Annotated in this window: 17 protein-coding genes; 15 read left to right on the top strand and 2 right to left on the bottom strand. The window is 40.3% G+C overall.

Translation table 11 applies throughout. From position 1 onward, the window contains the following. Window positions 1-439, top strand: a 439-nt coding sequence (locus tag WCW66_04340) for a HAMP domain-containing sensor histidine kinase (GenBank protein ID MFA6391948.1), incomplete at its 5' end; no start/stop codon positions are given. An 18-nt stretch (window positions 440-457) separates the two neighbouring features. Continuing rightward, entirely contained in the window at window positions 458-1,336 is an 879-nt protein-coding gene (locus WCW66_04335; GenBank protein ID MFA6391947.1) for an alpha/beta fold hydrolase, read from the top strand. 193 nt (window positions 1,337-1,529) lie between these two features. Here WCW66_04335 and WCW66_04330 read toward each other — a convergent pair whose 3' ends face one another. Both WCW66_04330 and WCW66_04325 read right to left on the bottom strand, forming a co-directional pair. Continuing rightward, window positions 1,530-2,438 carry a hypothetical protein gene (locus WCW66_04330; protein MFA6391946.1) on the bottom strand — a complete coding sequence of 303 codons (909 nt, stop codon included), beginning with the start codon at window positions 2,436-2,438 and terminating at the stop codon, window positions 1,530-1,532. Between the two features lie 32 nt (window positions 2,439-2,470). Next, window positions 2,471-3,007 (bottom strand): hypothetical protein, encoded by a 537-nt coding sequence (locus WCW66_04325; GenBank protein ID MFA6391945.1) that lies wholly within the window; start codon window positions 3,005-3,007, stop codon window positions 2,471-2,473. A gap of 306 nt (window positions 3,008-3,313) precedes the next feature. On the opposite strand from WCW66_04325, the gene WCW66_04320 reads away from it, so the two are divergent. From WCW66_04320 to WCW66_04260, 13 genes are all read left to right on the top strand, one after another. After that, window positions 3,314-4,555, top strand: a complete 1,242-nt coding sequence (locus WCW66_04320; GenBank protein ID MFA6391944.1) for a phosphoglycerate kinase — start codon at window positions 3,314-3,316, stop codon at window positions 4,553-4,555. Window positions 4,556-4,663: 108 nt separating this feature from the next. After that, window positions 4,664-5,938: a phosphopyruvate hydratase gene (gene eno / locus WCW66_04315; protein MFA6391943.1), complete on the top strand. Its 1,275-nt coding sequence runs from the start codon at window positions 4,664-4,666 to the stop codon at window positions 5,936-5,938. Between the two features lie 90 nt (window positions 5,939-6,028). Next, complete coding sequence (gene gpmI, locus WCW66_04310; GenBank protein MFA6391942.1) at window positions 6,029-7,594, top strand: 2,3-bisphosphoglycerate-independent phosphoglycerate mutase; 1,566 nt, start codon at window positions 6,029-6,031, stop codon at window positions 7,592-7,594. Beyond that, window positions 7,594-9,162: a 2,3-bisphosphoglycerate-independent phosphoglycerate mutase gene (gene gpmI, locus WCW66_04305; protein ID MFA6391941.1), complete on the top strand. Its 1,569-nt coding sequence runs from the start codon at window positions 7,594-7,596 to the stop codon at window positions 9,160-9,162. Before gpmI (WCW66_04310) ends, gpmI (WCW66_04305) begins: the two co-directional genes overlap by 1 nt. 56 nt (window positions 9,163-9,218) lie before the next feature. Beyond that, on the top strand, window positions 9,219-10,223 hold the full coding sequence (locus WCW66_04300; protein MFA6391940.1) for a carbohydrate kinase family protein: 1,005 nt from the start codon (window positions 9,219-9,221) through the stop codon (window positions 10,221-10,223). Window positions 10,224-10,227: 4 nt separating this feature from the next. Next, entirely contained in the window at window positions 10,228-10,788 is a 561-nt protein-coding gene (pduL, locus tag WCW66_04295; GenBank protein ID MFA6391939.1) for a phosphate propanoyltransferase, read from the top strand. Then, entirely contained in the window at window positions 10,781-12,001 is a 1,221-nt protein-coding gene (locus tag WCW66_04290) for a hypothetical protein (GenBank protein MFA6391938.1), read from the top strand. Before pduL ends, WCW66_04290 begins: the two co-directional genes overlap by 8 nt. Before the next feature lie 63 nt (window positions 12,002-12,064). Continuing rightward, entirely contained in the window at window positions 12,065-12,496 is a 432-nt protein-coding gene (locus tag WCW66_04285) for an NUDIX domain-containing protein (GenBank protein ID MFA6391937.1), read from the top strand. A gap of 10 nt (window positions 12,497-12,506) precedes the next feature. After that, complete coding sequence (locus tag WCW66_04280) at window positions 12,507-14,267, top strand: 2-oxoacid:acceptor oxidoreductase subunit alpha (protein MFA6391936.1); 1,761 nt, start codon at window positions 12,507-12,509, stop codon at window positions 14,265-14,267. A 66-nt stretch (window positions 14,268-14,333) separates the two neighbouring features. Further along, on the top strand, window positions 14,334-15,188 hold the full coding sequence (locus tag WCW66_04275) for a thiamine pyrophosphate-dependent enzyme (protein ID MFA6391935.1): 855 nt from the start codon (window positions 14,334-14,336) through the stop codon (window positions 15,186-15,188). 29 nt (window positions 15,189-15,217) lie between these two features. After that, window positions 15,218-16,939, top strand: a complete 1,722-nt coding sequence (recJ, locus tag WCW66_04270; GenBank protein MFA6391934.1) for a single-stranded-DNA-specific exonuclease RecJ — start codon at window positions 15,218-15,220, stop codon at window positions 16,937-16,939. Then, on the top strand, window positions 16,932-18,464 hold the full coding sequence (locus tag WCW66_04265) for a fused MFS/spermidine synthase (GenBank protein MFA6391933.1): 1,533 nt from the start codon (window positions 16,932-16,934) through the stop codon (window positions 18,462-18,464). Before recJ ends, WCW66_04265 begins: the two co-directional genes overlap by 8 nt. Next, a complete protein-coding gene (locus WCW66_04260) occupies window positions 18,461-18,877 on the top strand; it encodes a ribonuclease HI family protein (GenBank protein ID MFA6391932.1) in 417 nt (138 codons plus the stop codon). Before WCW66_04265 ends, WCW66_04260 begins: the two co-directional genes overlap by 4 nt. The last annotated feature ends 14 nt before the right edge of the window (window positions 18,878-18,891 follow it).

Genomic DNA, 18,891 nt, shown 5'->3' with positions numbered 1-18,891 from the left:
AGTAATCCAGAGCGAAGTGAAAGAACTGCGACCGACCACCGCCAAGAAAAAACTGAAATTGACATTCATTATGCCGAAAGAGAAAATTCCTACGCTTTCTGTGGATGAAGACAAGATTAAGGATGTCGTTTTGAACCTGGTTGATAATGCGATCAAATATACCGAAAAGGGAGGTATCACAGTTACGGTTCAGAAGAAGGACAATAATGTATTAATTATTGTTAAAGATACCGGCGTAGGCATCAATCCGACTGATGCGGAAAAACTTTTCTCCAAATTTGTCCGCGGATCCGGAATCTCACGGCTTTCACCGGACGGATCCGGTTTGGGACTGTTTATTGCCAGAAAGATTGTGGATGCGCATAAAGGAAAGATTTGGGCGGAAAGTGAAGGTGAGGGCAAGGGTTCGGCATTTAACGTGGAACTGCCAATTAAATAATTCCAGAGGGGAAAAAGAGTGGTAAGACGAGTAATAAAAATTCTTTTAATAACCGCGATCATAACAGTTGCCTGGTTTTTTGTGGTTTCATTTTTTGCGTATTACAATGTTACTCACCCCAGGCAAACAGATTATACAATAACACCTGCCAATTACAACGTGATTTATGAAGACGTATATTTTCAAACAGAAGATAATTTGAGATTAGCGGGCTGGTTTTTGCCCGCAGGATTAGACGCGCGGGGTACGATAATTGTTATGCACGGTTATCCGGCTAATAAAGCGGATGCCTTAAACTGGTCGCTGTTCCTGCAAGATAAGTATAATGTTTTACTGTTTGATTTCCGTTACTTCGGATCCAGCGAAGGAAAATATACAACAATTGGCTGGAATGAAAAAAAGGATCTTAAGGCGGCGGTTGATTATTTAAACACGCGTACCGATATTGACCAGGAGAAAATTGGCGTGATGGGATTTTCCATGGGCGGTGCGGTCGGAATTATGCATGGTAGTGTCGATCCCAGAATCAAAGCGATTGTTGCCGACAGCGCCTATGCTTCTTTGGATTTATTGGTAAATAATATGTTTGCAAAGTTCGGTTTTCTCCAGCAACCGATGATCTGGTCTCTGGAACAGTGGGCGAATTGGCGGATTGGGATAAAACCTGGTGATGTCTCGACGATCAAAGCGGCAGCACAAAGCAAAACACCATTGCTGTTAATTCACGGGACAGCCGATCAGGAGATTCCGGTTGAACACTCCAGGCAAATTTTTGGAGTGTCCCAGGGTAATTCGGAACTATGGGAAATTGAAGGTGCGGATCATGGCGAGGCTTATTTCAATGAGAAAACATTGTATGAGGCGAAGGTGAACGGTTTCTTTGAGAATAACCTATAAATATATTTCTAACTCTAAAAAACGCGGACTTCTATCCGCGCTTTTTATTTAGCGTAATAAACAGCAACCATTGCGAGTCTCGCTTAGCGAGGCGAAGCAATCCCGCTCAACAATGGTAATCATGATTTGTTAGGAATCGGGATTGCTTCGCCTTCCGCCGATGGCGGATAGGACTCGTAATGGGCACTACTATTTATTCGCACCATCCTTTTTGAGCGATGGCGTATTGTTCTTCACCATTTATGCCGTGCATCGTTCGCACAAATGTGCCGGTAGTTTTACTTATGCCGATTGAATCCATATTCCAGTATGGTTCACTCATTAATGTGATATAGCCTTCACTGTTGTGTTGTACATACCATGTGCCCCACGGTCTTCCATTTATTACAAGCTGTACAACGTCTGAATTTAGACCAACTATTTCAAAACCAGGAAACTCATACTGCCATTGATAATCCCAGCGGTCGAGAGGTTCTTTGTATTCATCAATCTCAGTGTCATAGGTGTCGATCTTAGTAGTGTCCGCCCTGCTTGTTGGCAGTTCTGTGCTGAGTGTGCCGTCAGCGATGCGGTAGTAGTACCACTCCTCTTTGTCGGTGATCACCGCTTCCACGCTGTCGACAGGAACGCCGTTTTCCAGAATATCCATCCTCTGAACTGCAATGATCTCGTTTCGACTCTTGCCGAAAGTTTCCATAACCGCGTCGACGGCTGGTCCGGTCCACGGTTCGGGTTCTGTGGATACAGAATCGGATTCTTTCTCGCCCATGGCTTGAAGCTCATCTCGCACTGCTTTTGGATACCGGTCGAGGATTGCGGTAACATCTTCGTCGGTCTCTGCCGTCTGGAGTTCCGCAATCGCTTCGTTTAATGAAGCGTTCCCATTTTCGCGAGTGCTATGAATTACGTGACAGGTAATTGAATCTTTATCCTTAATACTTCCTTTTGGTGAAATTTGTAAATCATCAAAACGATTGAATTCTTTTTGATAGAATCGATCAACAATTAAAACGATGGCAAATAGGATAATCATTAGTATTGTCCAATATAGCTTGCTTTTATTCAGTTTGAATACTCTTTTGCTTTCTGGGGTTGATTCCATAATATTATAATCATAGATTTAAGTACAAATTACTATTCACATCGTCCTTTTTGTGATACAACATATTGGAACATTTCAGGATGAAGTGCTTCTCGTCCGCCGAAATATTGTTTTTGTCCCATAAAAGTTCGTACAAATGTCCCCGTATCTTTTATTACTTGGATGATTTCAACTATATCTTCTCCAAATCCTTCAGGTAGCTTAACTTGATAGGTAGCAGTGAAATTGCTTTCCTTCGTTTTTTCCAGATCATATTGTCTCCCATCAAAATCCATAACTGGGTTTTCGGAAGAAAGTCTACTAAGTGTAAATGTTGGGATTTCAAAAAATTTAAAACTCTCTTCTTGGATAGGTTTAAATGTGGAATAAACAACTTCACAAGTTATCTCGTCGGAGAATTCGAAGTTATCATTAGGAGTAACGTGATTGATATCAAATCGGTCAAAATAATGCCGGTAAAACATGGTAGTAACTATTGTGACTATTACTAATATTATTACAGTTATAAACCAGTATACTATGCTGTGTTTTGGAAGCCATATTTTTCTAATTTTAGGCGTTGAATCCATGATTTTATATTAATGATAATATTTAAATTGTATGCTGAATAATGAAAGAAATCTAGGGTATTAGCACTATTAGTGTGCGTCACAGACCGTTAAACTAAAAAGAGCGTTCAATGTCACAAAACGTGACCAACGAGAACGCCCAATTCATCTTGATTGTGCTTAAATTATAAATCACATGTTGTGTATATGTCAATTTGGCAATGCAAACGGAATCAGCGTGACATAAGTCAGAAAATTTGTTATATTAGGATAATATTTCACATGATTATCCACATTTTTTATTTGAACATTTAGCCTTTTTAACCTATGCCTAAAAAAACAATCAGAGATATCGATGTCCAGGGTAAAAAGGTGCTTTTGCGCGTGGCATATGATATTTCACTGAAAGAAAAAGACGGCAAGTGGATTGTTCCGGATGATTCCAGAATCAAAGCCACTTTACCGACAATTGAATATTTATTAGAAAAGGACTGCAGTTTAGTCCTTCTTTCGTGGTTAAAAAGGCCCGAAGGGAAAGTAGTTGATAAATTTAGGATGGATCCAGTAGCGGAAAAGCTGTCAGAATTGATCAAAAGACCGGTAAAAAAGATGGATGACTGTGTCGGTCCGGAGGTAGAAAAAGCGGTGGCTGATCTGAAACCCGGTGAGATTATAATGCTGGAAAATGTCCGTTTTCATCCCGAAGAACAGAAAGAAGACGCAGAATTCTCCAGAAAGCTGGCCAGTCTTGGGGATTTGATTGTATTTGATGCCTTCGCACAGGCGCACCGCGTTCATTCATCAACAACCGGAATTCTGAAACAGGGCAAGGAAGTCGTCGCCGGTTTTCTGATGGAAAAAGAATTGGATGTACTTTCCAAAATGCTGAATAATCCGGCCAGGCCTTTTACTGTGGTATTGGGCGGAGCGAAGATTTCTGACAAACTGGAAACTACCAATAATCTTTTATCCCTAGCCGATTCTATTTTAATCGGCGGAGCGATGGCTAATGCATTTTTAAAAGCCCAGAATGTAGATATTCAGGGGTCATTTGTGGAAGATGTCGGGATTGATGCGACAAAAACTGCTTCGGAATCGGCAAAAGATCTGCTGGAAAAGACTGCGGATAAAACTTCATTTCAAGGAGGGGATTTTATACAGCTACCTTTAGATTTAGTTGCTGCGAACTCAATTGAAGCACCGACGGAAAACAAAGTGGTGGATATTAATAAAAAAGAAACACTGCCGGAAAAATGGACGTACCTTGATATCGGTCCCCAAACTATTGAAGAATACCGGAAAATTATTTCCGCCTCAAAAACTGTTTTCTGGAACGGCCCGATGGGCTTGTTTGAAGAAGCAGAATTTGCCAAAGGCACGAAAGAAATTGCCGATGCCATTATAAACAGCGGTGCCACGTCTATCGTAGGGGGTGGTGACACGGAGAAGATTGTTAAAATGTTTAATCTGGAAGGCAAATTCACACACGTCTCAACCGGCGGTGGCGCTTCATTAGAATTCCTGTCCGGCAAAGAACTGCCGGTGGTTGCTTTGTTGCCGAATTTGTAACAAGTAACTTGTAATTCGTAATTAGTAAATCGTAATTTTTAATCAATAGCTTGTAGTTACCAATTACAAATTACTAGTTACCAATAACTAACTCCTAAGCAAAAACCCATGACCCATGCAGTTAAAATCAAAGAAATATTTGCGCGCGAAATTCTGGATTCACGCGGCAATCCCACCATTGAAGCTAAGGTTATTGCGTCAGACGGCAGCATCGGCATTGCCGCTATTCCATCCGGCTCTTCAACCGGTACTTATGAGGCATTGGAACTGCGGGATGCTGATCCGGACCGCTATTTGGGCAAAGGTGTTTTAAAAGCGGTAGAAAATGTAAATTTCAAAATAGCTCCGGTTTTGAAGGAATTTGCCTTAGGTAAACAGGAGGAATTGGATAAAAAGATGATTGAGTTGGATGCAACAGAGAATAAAGCTAAACTTGGTGCTAATGCAATTTTGAGTGTTTCCCTGGCCTATGCCCGGGCATCAGCAAAATCAGTAAAAATTCCTTTGTATGAATATCTGCGGAACTTAGCAAAAATAAAGGGGAAGTATTCTTTTCCCTTGCCGATGATGAATATTATCAACGGCGGTCAGCATGCCGATAATAAATTGAGCGTGCAGGAATTTATGATTGTGCCGAAAGCGGACAGTTTCAAAGAATGCGTACGGATGGGAGCTGAAATTTTCCATTCGTTAAAAGTGGTGTTAGAAAATAATAAACTGTCAGTGATGGTGGGTGATGAGGGAGGATTTGCACCGAAAGTGCAGTCGCATAAGGAGGCAATGAATTTAATCATGATGGCGGTCAGTAAAACACAATACGAAATAGGAAAAAATGTTTCTTTTGCACTGGATGTCGCCGCTTCAGAATTCCATAACGCATCTTCCAATAAATATCTGATTCAACCGGAGCAGCACAGTATGACGGCTGAAGATATGATCACTATGTATGCGGATTGGCAAGCAAGCTACCCGATTATCTCAATTGAAGATGGGCTGACTGAAGACGACTGGGACGGCTGGCAGTCAATGACTAAAAAACTGAAGGATAAAATGATGTTGGTCGGGGATGATTTATTTGTGACCAATATTACTCGGTTTAAAAAGGGTATTGATAAAGGAATCGCCAACTCCATTCTGATTAAACTGAATCAGATCGGCACTCTGACAGAAACTCTGGACTGCATCCGGTTAGCGAAGGAAAACGGATACAAGACTGTAATATCCCACCGTTCCGGGGAAACTGCTGATACTTTTATTGCTGATTTGAGTGTTGCTGTGAATTCGGAATATATTAAAACCGGTTCGCTTTCCCGAGGAGAGAGAATTGTTAAATACAACCGACTGATGGAGATTGAGGAGGAAGTAAACGATAGTAATAAGTAATTGGTAATTCACACATTACTTACTAATTACAGATTACTTATTACCAAATTACCAGTTACCAATTACCAAATTACTGATTACTAATAAAAAATGCCAACAAAGATAAAAAGAAAAAAAGTATCACATTATAAACCTACTGTCTTAATTGTGCTCGACGGCTGGGGGATCGCTCCCGCTTCCGAAAGTAATGCGATTGAGCTGGCAAGGACACCTGTAATGGACCGTTTGTGGAAAAAATATCCGCACACCAAGCTAAAGTCTTATGGTAGGTATGTGGGGCTGCCGGCAAAACAGGATGGTAATTCGGAAGCTGGTCATATGAATATTGGCGCCGGCAGAATTGTGGATCAGGATTCTGTTATTATCACAAAAAGCATCATTAATGGTACGTTCTATCGGAATCCAGGTTTTTCGGAGGCGGTGCAACATGTAAACAAATATAAATCCAATCTGCATTTAATGGGTATTATCTCCGGTGATCAATGTCCGCACATGAGTCCGGACCATTTGACGGCTCTGATTGAACTTGCGCGGCGAAAAAGAGTATATAATGTTTTTCTGCATTTTTTCACGGACGGCAGGGATTCTAACCGCTATTTCGCTATAAAGTTGATTAAAAAAATTGAAAAAAAACTGAATAGAAATGAGATTATTTCTACAGTGATGGGACGATACTATTTGGACCGGACAAAAAACTGGGATATTACCCAGCGGGCATATAACGCCCTAGTATTGGGGGAAGGTCTAAAAACTGACAGTCCACAGCAGGCAATTTTGCAGGCATACAACAGGGGGGAGACGGATGAATTCGTCACGCCAAGTATTATGAAAGGCGGTAAACCGATTTCTGACAACGACTCGGTGATTTTCTATAATCTGCGTTCAGACAGGGCGCGTCAGTTAGCTAAGCCATTTATCCAAAATAAATTCAACACAAAGAATTCAAAAAGCTTTGAGCGGAAAAAGGTTTTAAAAAATATTATTTTTGTGGCCATGACTGATTTCGGACCCGATCTTGAGGGAATGCTGACCGCTTATCCTTCCATGGATATCAGGGATACATTGCCGATGGCTCTACGGAATGTACGTCAATTATATGTTGCTGAAGGGCAAAAGTATGCGCATATGACCTATTTCTTTAACGGCGGTTATTCAGATCCTGTGGGCGGAGAGAATAGAATCACCGTACCGTCTACATCCGTAAAACATTTTGATGAAAAACCAGAAATGAGTGCCGGAAAAATAACCAGTATTGTTCTGCAAAAACTCAAAACAAAGTCACAGGATTTTATTGCCTTAAATTTTGCCAATCCGGATATGGTAGGACATACCGGAAATCTGGAGGCGACAGTCAAAGGCGTCGAATTTACTGACAAATGCATCGGCAGAATAGTTCAGCAGGTGCAAAAACAGAAAGGAACGGTTATCATCACAGCTGATCATGGTAATGCCGAAGACATGATCAATCTGAAAACCGGAGAAGTTGATACAAAACATTCTTCCAATCCTGTTCCGTTTATTATAGTCAGTTCCGATAAAAAAATCACGAAAAGGAAAAATCTGCCGGAAGGTGTATTGGGAAATGTCGCACCAACTATTTTAGAAATTATGAATATTGAAAAGCCAAAACTAATGAAACTAAAAAGCCTGCTTTAATGAACGCTGATTTTGTCACTTTGATTATTATTGACGGATTTGGTATTGCCCCGCCACGACGTGGAAATGCAATTAGTGTCGCGGTAACGCCAAATTTAGATAAAATAGTATCCACTTATCCTACGATGGCCTTGCAGTCTTCCGGAGAGTTGGTAGGTTTGCCATGGGGAGAAATGGGTAATTCGGAAGTCGGTCATCTTAGCATCGGTACCGGCAGAATAGTATATCAGTCATTGCCAAGGATAATAAAATCAATAGCTGACAGCAGTTTTTTCAAAAATGAGGCATTTCTTTCCGCAGTTAAACATGTGAAGGATAATAATTCAGCTCTGCATATTATGGGTCTGGTATCCGACGGTGGAGTCCATAGTTCAGAGGAGCATCTGTATGCTCTGCTCGAGCTCTGCAAAGATAATGGACTGCAAAATGTTTTTATTCACGCTTTTTTAGACGGTCGTGATACAGCAAAAAATACCGCGGAAGAATTCATACTGCAATTAAAGCGCAGAATTGAAGATTTGGGAATCGGTAAAATAGCATCACTCGCGGGAAGATTTTATGCCATGGACCGCGATAATCGTTGGGATCGTATTGAAAAATCGTATAATGCAATTGTAGACGGTATTTCAGAACAAACTGCAGATGATCCGATTGCAATCATTAAAAAATCTTATGAGCAAAATATTTTTGATGAGGAATTTTTACCAACTGTAATTACAGAAAATGGTAAGCCGACTGCAACCGTCCAGGATAATGATGCGGTAATTTTCTTTAACTTTCGTCCGGATCGCACCAGACAGCTGACAAAGGCATTTGTTTTGCCCGGGTTTGAAAAATTTCCTAGGAAACGCGAAATTAGCAATCTATTTTTTGTAACAATGACGGAATTTGAAAAAGATCTGCCGGTTAGCGCCATAGCGTATCCTCCGGTTGAGATTACCACGCCGCTTTCCAAGGTAATTGCCGATAACGGTTTTAAACAGCTACATATCGCTGAAACAGAAAAATACCCGCATGTTACTTTCTTTTTTAACGGTGGAAAAGAGTCTGCGTATGAAGGAGAGGATCGAGTATTAATCCCTTCACCACATGTTTCGAGTTATGACCAGAAACCGGCAATGTCAACAAGGGAGATTAAAGATCGGGTTGTACAGGAAACGTTAACAAAAAAATATAAATTGATTGTTATTAATCTGGCAAATGTTGATATGGTTGGTCATACCGGAAATCTGAAAGCGGCGGTCAAGGCGGTGGAAGTTGTCGATGAAGCTTTAAAGGATATTGTCCAGGTGACTCTCGATATGAATGGCGTGGTTGCAATAACGGCAGATCATGGTAATGCTGAAGAAATGATGAATGCGCAAACGGGAGATATTATTAAGGAGCATTCGGCAAATCCGGTGCCGTTTATTCTGATCGGTAAACAATGGGAGGGGCAGAATACTTTGCAGAGCCATGATTTATCCGGTTTGCGTCCGGTTGGTATGCTGGCCGATGTTGCGCCGACAATTTTGCAGATTCTGGGTTTTGATCGCCCGGCGGAGATGACCGGCCGTTCTTTGATTTAATTTGTGTCTATAATTTTTGTTAATATATAATTAAACTGAGAATAATCAATTATCTTATGAATAGAAAGATTTACGACGTAATTTCACTGGGTGGGGCTACACGTGATATCACTTTTTATACTGATGAAGGTCAGGTAATTGATACTCCTGAAGATCTGACCCGACAGAAACTGATCGGGTTTGAATACGGTGCTAAGATGATCAGTGATAAAGTACACTTCGGTTTGGGCGGTGGCGGATGCAATACATCTGTCTCTTTTGCCAGACTCGGTCTCAATAATGCGTGCTGGATTACGGTCGGAAATGACCGCGAGGGAGATTCGATTATTAAAGACTTAAAAAACGAGGGTGTTGATACTAAATACGTTCAGCGCAACAGCGGACTTTCTACCGGCTTTTCATTTATCACAATTGCGGAAAAATCAAAAGATCATGTTGCCTTTTTATATCGCGGATCCAATAACGCGTCCATTTTCCCGAAGAATGCAGCTAAAATATTAAAAACAGAGTGGCTATATGTTTCTTCATTAACCGGTAAAACATGGTTAAATAATGCCAAATCAATTGTAAAATTTATCAAAGAAAGTGGAACTAAGCTCGGTTGGAACCCCGGTGAAACACAATTAAAGGCTGGAAAGAAAAAACTTTCTCCGGTGCTGAAGGTTACTGATATACTGTTTATCAATAAAGATGAAGCGATTGAACTGGTTCTATCGGCAGGGCTGATACCAAAGCAGATTAATAATGCCCGTGCTTTATCAAAAATTATTCAGGCGTGGGGACCGAAGATTGTTGTGATAACAGACGGCAGAAAAGGTGCCTATGTTTATGACGGAAAAAATTCTTATTTTTCAAAAGTTATTGACAGAAAAGTTATCGACACAACCGGAGCGGGGGACTGTTTCGGCTCATCGTTTGTCGCGGGTATGATACATTTCAATGGCAATATCAAAAAAGCTGTTTATTTATGTATGTTAAATACCGCGTCATTAGTGCAGAAGACCGGCGCTCAGAACGGCTTGATTTATTGGAAAGATGTAAAAAATAAATTTAAGAAATAAAATTATGAAAACAATTATCGCCGAAATATCAGCGCGCCATATTCACCTGAGCCAAAAAGATGTAGACAAACTTTTTGGTAAAAACTATGCACTAAAGAAGCTAAAAGAATTATCTCAACCACATCAATTTGCAACATTAGAAACATTATCAATTATTGGGAAACGTAATAGTTTTTCAAAAGTAAGAATCATTGGTCCGATTAGGTCCAAAACTCAAGTTGAGCTGTCAGTTACTGATTGCTATTATTTAGGGATTAAACCGTCTGTACAGATTTCCGGACAGGTAAAAAATTCCAGCAGGGTAATTATAAAAGGTCCGCGCGGACAAGTAACGGCCCCTGCTATTGTTGCAATGCGCCATTTGCACTTGTCGGAACGACAGGCGAAAGCGTGGAATTATAAACATGGAAAAAAGATTTCTGTATTAATCAAGGGTGATCGTTCCGTAATACTGAATAACGTTGTTGTCCGAATCGGAGATTATGACACCCGACTTCAGTTGGATACGGATGAGGGAAACGCAGTTGGCCTAGTAAATAACCAGAAGGTTTACATATATGAATAATAAAAAAAAGCACCTTCTAGTTCTGAATAACGGCTCCAGCAGTCTTAAATTCACTGTCTATGAATATGACAATAAGGGTGTAGGAAAAATTACTATTGACGGTTCCTACTCCGGCTATAATACCGGAGCAGTTTTGGTTTACCGGGATTATGGAAAGAAACTGCAGAAAAGTTATCCGGTAAAATACAGTCTCAAATCGGCCTGGCAGGCTGTAGTCACAATCTTCGCGAATCTGGAAATCCAGACTGTGGGCATAAGGGTGGTTCATGGCGGTCCGGAATTTAAGGCAAGCTGTAAACTGGATAAAAAAACGATTCATAGAATCAGCAAATATAATCACCTTGCACCACTTCACAATGTTCAGAGTCTGGAGCAGGCGCGATTAGTACAAACGACCTGGCCGAGAGTTACGATAGTAGCCAGTTTTGATACCGCCTGGTATGCCGATCTGGAACCGGAAGCGTATTTGTATTCACTGCCGGTCAGGTATTGCGAAAAATTCAACATCAGAAAATACGGATTTCACGGGCTAAGCCACGAAATGGCCTGCGCTTATGCCGCGGAAAAAACTGGTGTCAGTGTAAGTAAGCTGTCAGCAATAACTTTGCACTTGGGGTCCGGCTGTAGTATTTCCTGGCTGGAAAAAGGGCGTGTTAAAGATACATCTATGGGTTTTTCACCCAACGAAGGGCTGACAATGGCAACGCGTTCAGGTGATTTACCGGTGGCTGTTGTGATGTATTTGGCTAAGGAGTTAAAAATGTCCTGGGAAGAAATTGATGTATTAATCAATAAAAAATCCGGATTACTGGGTTTATTTGGTAGTGACGATCTGCGGGAAGTACTGACAGCAGCGGGATATAAAATAGCCGGATATAAATCTGCTCCTCGATATTCTGCCGGGCAGAAGAAGCTGGCCAGACAGGCGCTGGCAGTTTATGTTTATGATATCAGGAGGTATTTGGCTTCGTATCTTGGCATGAGTGCGAATCCGCAGGCGGTTGTTTTTACTGGAGTGGTCGGCATGAACAGCGCGATTATCAGAAAACTAGTTTTAAAAAATATGCGATTGCCAAAAAACTGCCGGGTACTCATTGCACCGGAAGGGGAAATGATTAATATAGCGCAAAAAACATGGAAGTATATAAGGCGGGTGAAAAATACCAGCAATTCGCAGAGTAAAAAAGGTAATAAAGTAATTGGTAATCGGTAAACTGTACCCCCTCGAACTTCCATTACCAATTACTGATTATAAGTTACCAACTGTAGAAATATTATGCAAAAAAAGAGAACTGAAAACGCGGTAGGAATAATTCTGTTTAATACGGAAAATAAAGTTCTGGTTGTTTTTAAAAAATGGATTCAGAAGTGGGAATTCCCGCAGGGGAAAATAGAGAGGGGTGAAGAGAAACTTGATACTTTGAAAAGGGAAATGAAAGAGGAGACGGGTATTGATAATTTTAAAATCATCAAAAATTTTAGAACTAAAACTCATTATCGTTTCATTCGTGATGAGTATCTGGTAAATAAAACTGTAGATTACTATTTAGGGCTAGCAGATAAAGAAGTGCGTCTTTCCTCGGAGCACGAAAAGTATTGCTGGTGCACATATGAGGAAGCGCAAAAATTACTGGTGCACAAAAATCATATGGATGTATTAAATAAAGCGATAAGTCGACTAAAAAAACCGTTAAAATTTATTAATTAAAAGTATTCTTATGAGTATTAAACCAACTGTCAACGATCTGAACTGGAAAATAGCAGGCGAGGCAGGTTATGGCATTAAGTCAATTGGACTGATGTTTTCTAAAATTTGCGCCAGGGGAGGACTGCACATTTTTGACTATTCGGAATATCCGTCGCTGATCCGTGGCGGGCATAATACATATCAGGTCAATGTCGGCAGTGATGAAAAATATTCTCCTAAAATTGCCGTAAATCTACTGGTGGCCTTAGACCAGCTGACAATTGATTTACATAAAGACGAGCTGGAAGAAGGCGGCGGATTAATCTATGATAATGAAGACAAAAAAATTGATGTAAGTGCAATTGATGCGAAAAAGTATAATCTCTTTCCTATCCCGTTAGCTAAGCTGGCCGAAACAGCCGGGGGTAAGAAAGTAATGCGTAATTCTGTCTCCCTGGGCGCTTCGGTTGCCATAATCGGCTATGACTTCGGTTTGTTAAAAGAGATGATCCATAATGAATTCCTGAGAAAGGGTGACGAGGTAGTAGATTTGAATATTAAAATTGCCGAAGCGGGATTCAATTATGTAAAAGATAATTTTGATGTTAAGAAATTTCCATTTAAGCTGAAACCAATTGAAAGTCCGAAACAAATGGTACTGACCGCTAATGAAGCTATTGGTATGGGGGCTGTTGCGGGCGGATGTAAATTTATGTCCGCTTATCCCATGACCCCTTTCACAACCATTCTGCATTATCTTACAGCCAATGCTGAAAAACATAATATTTTGGTTAAACAAACGGAAGATGAAATATCGGCCATCACTATGGCACTGGGCGCAAGCTACGCGGGTGTAAGAGCTATGACCGGTACTTCGGGCGGCGGTTTTTCTCTAATGGTGGAAGCTTTGGGTCTTGCCGGTATTACTGAAACTCCGATTGTTATAGCTGAAGTGATGCGACCGGGTCCGGCCACCGGACTGCCGACGTGGACGGAACAAGCCGATCTGCAATTTTTAATCCATGCTTCTCAAGGCGAATTCCCGAGAATAATAATCGCACCAGGTGACGTGCGAGAGGCGTTTTATGCCACACACCATGCTTTTAATCTGGCGGAAAAGTATCAGATGCCGGTATTTATTCTTTCTGATAAATTTATGTCGGAAAGTAATAAATCGGAAGAATTTTTCGAGACCGACAAACTGGAGATTGAACGCGGCGCTTTAATTTCCGATGCGGAACTGAAAAAGATTAAGGAGTTTAAAAGATATGAATTTACGGAGACCGGAATTTCACCAAGAAGCGTACCGGGACAGCCGGGTGGCATGCACAATGCTAATTCGGACGAACATGATGAATTTGGTTATTCTTCCGAGGATGCAGTGAACAGAGTCCGGATGGTGGAAAAAAGAGCGTTAAAACTTATCGAGGCGGAAAAAGAATTGCCGGATCCGTTATTGTACGGCCAGAAAAATGCCGATGTAACATTAATCGCCTGGGGATCAACTAAAGGACCGATTATAGAGGCGATGAAATTATGCGAACAGGATAATCTGAAAGTAAATTTCCTGCACATAGCATATATTTTCCCTTTTCCGAGTGAGAAAGTAAAAGAAATAATAAAAAGTGCAAAGAATATTGTTCTGGTTGAAAATAATTCTACGGCACAGCTGGGTTCTTTAATTCGTGAGTTTACCGGTGAAGAAATTGAAAACAAGCTGTTGAAATACAGCGGTAGACAGTTTTACCCCAACGAAATTCATGGTTATATTAGTGACATTTTGAAAAACTAGCTGAATTAATATGCTAGTTATTAATCACTAATTCCTAAATCCTTAATCCCTTAACCCTAATAAATTATGAAACCAGAAGAACTAAACACTCCCCATGATCCAACTTGGTGCCCAGCCTGCGGAAATTTCGGTATCTGGATCGCTTTAAAAAAAGCATTAACCGAAATGGATCTTGATCCGAATAAAGTAGCGGTCAGCTATGGTATCGGCTGTTCTGGCAATGAAAATAATTTTGTGAAAACTTATGCTTTCCATAGCCTGCATGGCAGGGCTCTACCTGCTGCGGCCGGAATAAAATTTGCCAACGATGAATTAACAGTGCTGGCGATCGGCGGCGATGGAGATGCATACGGAGAAGGAGGCAATCATTTTATTCATGCCTGCAAAAATAATTACGACATTACCTATTTGGTTCATGATAACCAGCTGTACAGTCTGACAACCGGACAAGCGTCTCCGACGTCACAGAAGGGGATGGCTACTACAACAACTCCGGCAGGGATAATTGAAGACCCGCTAAACCCGATCTCGCTGGCGCTTTCTGCCAATGCTACGTTTGTGGCAAGAGGTTTTTCCGGCAGAGCGGATCATTTGGCTGGGCTAATCAAGCTAGCGATTCAGCATAAGGGTTTTTCCTTTATTGATATCCTGCAGAACTGCGTTACTTTCAACAAGTTGAATACGTTCCAGTATTTCAATCAGCGGATTTATGATATGAATAAGGAGGGTTACGAACCAAAAGACAGACTAGAGGCGCATGCCAAGGCGATGAAATGGGGGGAGCGGATTCCGATCGGAATATTTTATCAGGAGGAAAAGCCTTCCTATAATTCCGTAGTAGCTCAAAGAATTAAAGGTCCGCTGGTCAAACAGGTTTTGGGCAAAACAGATCTTACACCGAATTTTGAAAAAATGGTGTAAGCGAAAGCAGTGATGAGCGCAAGGAAATAATGAATAAAAAATGGGTGGTAAGTAAGAAGGTGCCGGAAGCACTGATTAACAAATTCCCGGAAATCAACCCGGTAATTTTACAGTTGTTGTATAACCGGAATATTGTCGAGCAGAATGATATTGATGAATTTTTGAATCCTGAATATAAACATAATCTTCATGACCCTTATTTATTTAAGGATATGAAGAAGGCAACCAAGCGAATATGGCAAGCGATTGAAAACAAAGAAAAGATAGTGGTGCACGGTGACTATGATGCGGACGGCGTCTGCAGTTCGGTAGTTCTATATGATACGCTGAAAAACCTGGGCGCGGATGTATCTGTATTTCTTCCACATCGTGAACGAGAAGGATACGGTATGAACGTTGTTACGGTGCAAAATTTCATTGATCAGGGGAATAATCTGATTATTACCACAGACTGCGGAATTACTAACCACGCGGAAGTTGAACTGGCGAGGAAAAACGGCGTCGATGTAATCATCACCGACCATCATGAAGCGCCGGTTGATTTGCCGAGGGCGAATGCGATCATCAACCCCAATGTTAAAGGAGAGACATATCCTTTTAAGCATCTGGCGGGATCCGGCGTTGCTTTTAAATTAGCGTCAGCATTAATAACTGAATCTCTGGCTAAACAGGAATATACACTGCCCGAAGGGTTTGAGAAGTGGCTTCTTGATATGGTGGCAATCAGCACAGTTACTGATATTATGCCTCTTCTTGGGGAGAATAGAGTATTTGTAAAATACGGATTGATTGTTCTGGAAAAAACCAGAAGACCCGGTTTGAAAGCATTAATAGAAACAATCGGGAATCGCAAAGGTAAAGCTGATACATTTACAATCGGATTCCAAATCGGGCCCAGGATCAACGCAGCTGGCAGGATGGATCATGCTATACTTGCTTTCCAGCTTCTTACGGCTGAGACGGCGGAAAAATCGGCAGAGCTGGCGGAAAAACTGCAAATGAATAATATTGAAAGACAGAAAATCACTGTTGATTATGTGCAGGAGGCAAAAATCCAAATCGGCGATGTAGGTGATGAAAAGAAATTATTATTTGCGATCGGAAAAGATTGGCCGGCGGGGATTATTGGTCTGATTGCAGGCAAACTCGCCGATGAGTTTTATCGTCCGACACTGATCCTGACGGAACAGGACGGGAAAATTACCGGATCCGGCAGGAGTATCCGGGAGTTTAATATTGTGGAGGCGCTGGAAAAAACGCAGATCCATTTTGAGCGCTGGGGTGGACATTCGCAGGCAGGAGGATTTACATTAAAAAGCGTCGCCAGTGTGGAACAATTCCAGATTGATTTTGAAAAAGTAGTGAACGATGAATTGCACGGTAAAAAACTTTTCCCGTTTTTGGAAGTGGAGGCGGATATCCGTCTGAAAGATATTGACTGGGAATTTTACGGCCAGCTGGATTCTTTTCAGCCATTTGGTGAAGGAAACCGCAATCCGTATTTTCTGGTGCGTGGCGCCGAGGTAGCGGGTATGCAGAAAGTCGGCAGTACCGGGAAGCACCTCAAGTTGATGATCAGAGATGATTCGGGACTGGTTCGGAAAACAATCGGTTTTGGTTTTGGTGATTTCTTTGATACTATAGAGATAGGTGAAAAAGCTGATATAGTCTTTGAAGTTGGGGTCAATGAATGGAACGGAAATCGGGAGTTGGAATTAAAAATTATTGATATAAAAGTAAATAATGAATAGAGACAAAAAAATATTCCTTTATTCAATTGTGTTTGGCGCTGGCGCTGCAGTAATGGCTATTGAAATGGCAGCCTCTAGGTTATTAGCACCATATTTTGGTACATCTATTTTTGTATGGGGAAGTATAATCGGTGTAGTTTTAATTGCGCTATCCTTAGGTTATTGGATTGGTGGTAAATATGCTGATAAGCACCCGGAAATTGAATGTTTAATGCTTATTTTAGTTGTTGCTGGTCTGTTTGCCACTTTTATACCTATTTTATTCTATCAGTTCATAGAAATTATTATTGCAAGGTTATTGTTTGGCGCGGAGTTAATCATCGGGTCTTTTTTTGTGATGGTAATTTTGTTTTTTATCCCGATATTCTTACTTGGCATGGTAAGTCCTTTTGCTATTAGAATCTCCGTTTCATCAGTTGAAAATAGTGGAAAAACAGCAGGTAATCTTTATGCATTTTCTACTATTGGTAGTATCCTAGGAACTTTTCTATCATCATTTTGGTTAATTCCGTTTGTTGGTACTAGAGAAACAATATTTATATCGTCATCTGTCTTGTTACTACTTGGAGCACTGGGAATGAAAAAGAATAAATTTTTATTTTATCTATTTGTGGCTATCCCGATTGTATTTATATTTTTATTCAGTAAAGATATTATTAAACCATCAAAAGGACTTGTTTATGAGAAAGAAACTCCTTATCAGTATGTACAAGTAGTAAAGGAAGAAAATTCTGACAGATATTTACTACTGATAAATGATGGTCACGGAGTGCAATCAATATATGATCCTAAAAATATCATATTGGATAATTATTATGATTATTATTCTGTACTGCCATATTTACATAAGAATAATACGGGTGATTTGGATGTTTTATTGATTGGCTTAGGAGGTGGAACAATTAGTCATCAGTATTTAAATTTATTTGAGGACAAATATAATTTAAAAATAGACGGAGTAGAATTTGACCCTGGTGTTATTACCGCAGCAAAAGAATATTTTGATCTGAATAATCAAGATATAAATATCTATACTTCTGACGGAAGAACCTTTCTCAGAGCATCAGATAAAAAGTATGATTTGATAATTGTTGATGCGTATGCACAACAAATCTATATACCTTTTCATTTATCAACACAAGAATATTTTAATGAAGTTAATGAACATTTGAATGAAAACGGAATTCTGGCAATGAATATAAATGCCATAAAATATGAATCTCGTCTTCTCCAAAGCATACTTCAAACTGTAAAATCAGTTTATCGAAATACTTATGCTGTTCCATTAGGAAGAGATGGATTCAATTGGTTAGTCGTTGCATCTGATAAAGATTTAGAATTTGATTCCATGCAGAAAAAAAATAGTATCGGTATTCTAAATGATATTGTAAAAGAAGTCGCACAAAAAGTTATAACTGTTCAACAAGACCAAAGTGCAAATATACTATACGACAATAAGGCACCAGTAGAATTGCTAACTGAGAAAGAAATACTAGATTTTATTTACTCAAATAAGAAGATATGAAACATGATGTATTAATAATATTTACAGACGGTGGAGCGCGCGGTAATCCCGGACCGGCCGCATCTGGTGTTGTGATATTTGATGAGCATAAAAAAATACTGGGTGAATATTCTGAATATCTGGGAGAAACAACTAACAATCAGGCGGAATACCGAGCCATAATTTTAGCGCTGAAAAAAGCTATTGAACTGAATGGAACCAGGATCAAAATTTATTCAGACAGTGAATTGATTGTTAACCAGTTGAACCGAAAATATAAAGTGAAAGATGCCGGGCTCGCTACGCTTTTTGTCCAGGTTTGGAATCTGGTGCAAAAATTTGATTCTGTTGAATATCATCACATCCCGAGAGAAAAAAATAAACTGGCTGATGCCCAGGTGAATTTGTGTCTGGATAAGCGACTCGGAAGTTAATAGTATCTCAATAA

The sequence above is a fragment of the Patescibacteria group bacterium genome, assembly GCA_041664365.1.
GTDB lineage: Bacteria > Patescibacteriota > Patescibacteriia > UM-FILTER-42-10 > UM-FILTER-42-10 > JAHJEX01.
This window is presented reverse-complemented; position numbering and strand designations above follow the sequence as displayed.

Coding starts and splice junctions, on each gene's coding strand:
- WCW66_04285 (MFA6391937.1), top strand. CDS start 12,065: ATGCAAAAAAAGAGAACTGAAAACGCGGTAGGAATAATTCTGTTTAAT.
- eno (MFA6391943.1), top strand. CDS start 4,664: ATGACCCATGCAGTTAAAATCAAAGAAATATTTGCGCGCGAAATTCTG.
- WCW66_04265 (MFA6391933.1), top strand. CDS start 16,932: ATGAATAGAGACAAAAAAATATTCCTTTATTCAATTGTGTTTGGCGCT.
- WCW66_04280 (MFA6391936.1), top strand. CDS start 12,507: ATGAGTATTAAACCAACTGTCAACGATCTGAACTGGAAAATAGCAGGC.
- WCW66_04290 (MFA6391938.1), top strand. CDS start 10,781: ATGAATAATAAAAAAAAGCACCTTCTAGTTCTGAATAACGGCTCCAGC.
- WCW66_04320 (MFA6391944.1), top strand. CDS start 3,314: ATGCCTAAAAAAACAATCAGAGATATCGATGTCCAGGGTAAAAAGGTG.
- WCW66_04300 (MFA6391940.1), top strand. CDS start 9,219: ATGAATAGAAAGATTTACGACGTAATTTCACTGGGTGGGGCTACACGT.
- gpmI (MFA6391941.1), top strand. CDS start 7,594: ATGAACGCTGATTTTGTCACTTTGATTATTATTGACGGATTTGGTATT.
- pduL (MFA6391939.1), top strand. CDS start 10,228: ATGAAAACAATTATCGCCGAAATATCAGCGCGCCATATTCACCTGAGC.
- recJ (MFA6391934.1), top strand. CDS start 15,218: ATGAATAAAAAATGGGTGGTAAGTAAGAAGGTGCCGGAAGCACTGATT.
- WCW66_04275 (MFA6391935.1), top strand. CDS start 14,334: ATGAAACCAGAAGAACTAAACACTCCCCATGATCCAACTTGGTGCCCA.
- WCW66_04330 (MFA6391946.1), bottom strand. CDS start 2,438: ATGGAATCAACCCCAGAAAGCAAAAGAGTATTCAAACTGAATAAAAGC.
- WCW66_04260 (MFA6391932.1), top strand. CDS start 18,461: ATGAAACATGATGTATTAATAATATTTACAGACGGTGGAGCGCGCGGT.
- WCW66_04325 (MFA6391945.1), bottom strand. CDS start 3,007: ATGGATTCAACGCCTAAAATTAGAAAAATATGGCTTCCAAAACACAGC.
- gpmI (MFA6391942.1), top strand. CDS start 6,029: ATGCCAACAAAGATAAAAAGAAAAAAAGTATCACATTATAAACCTACT.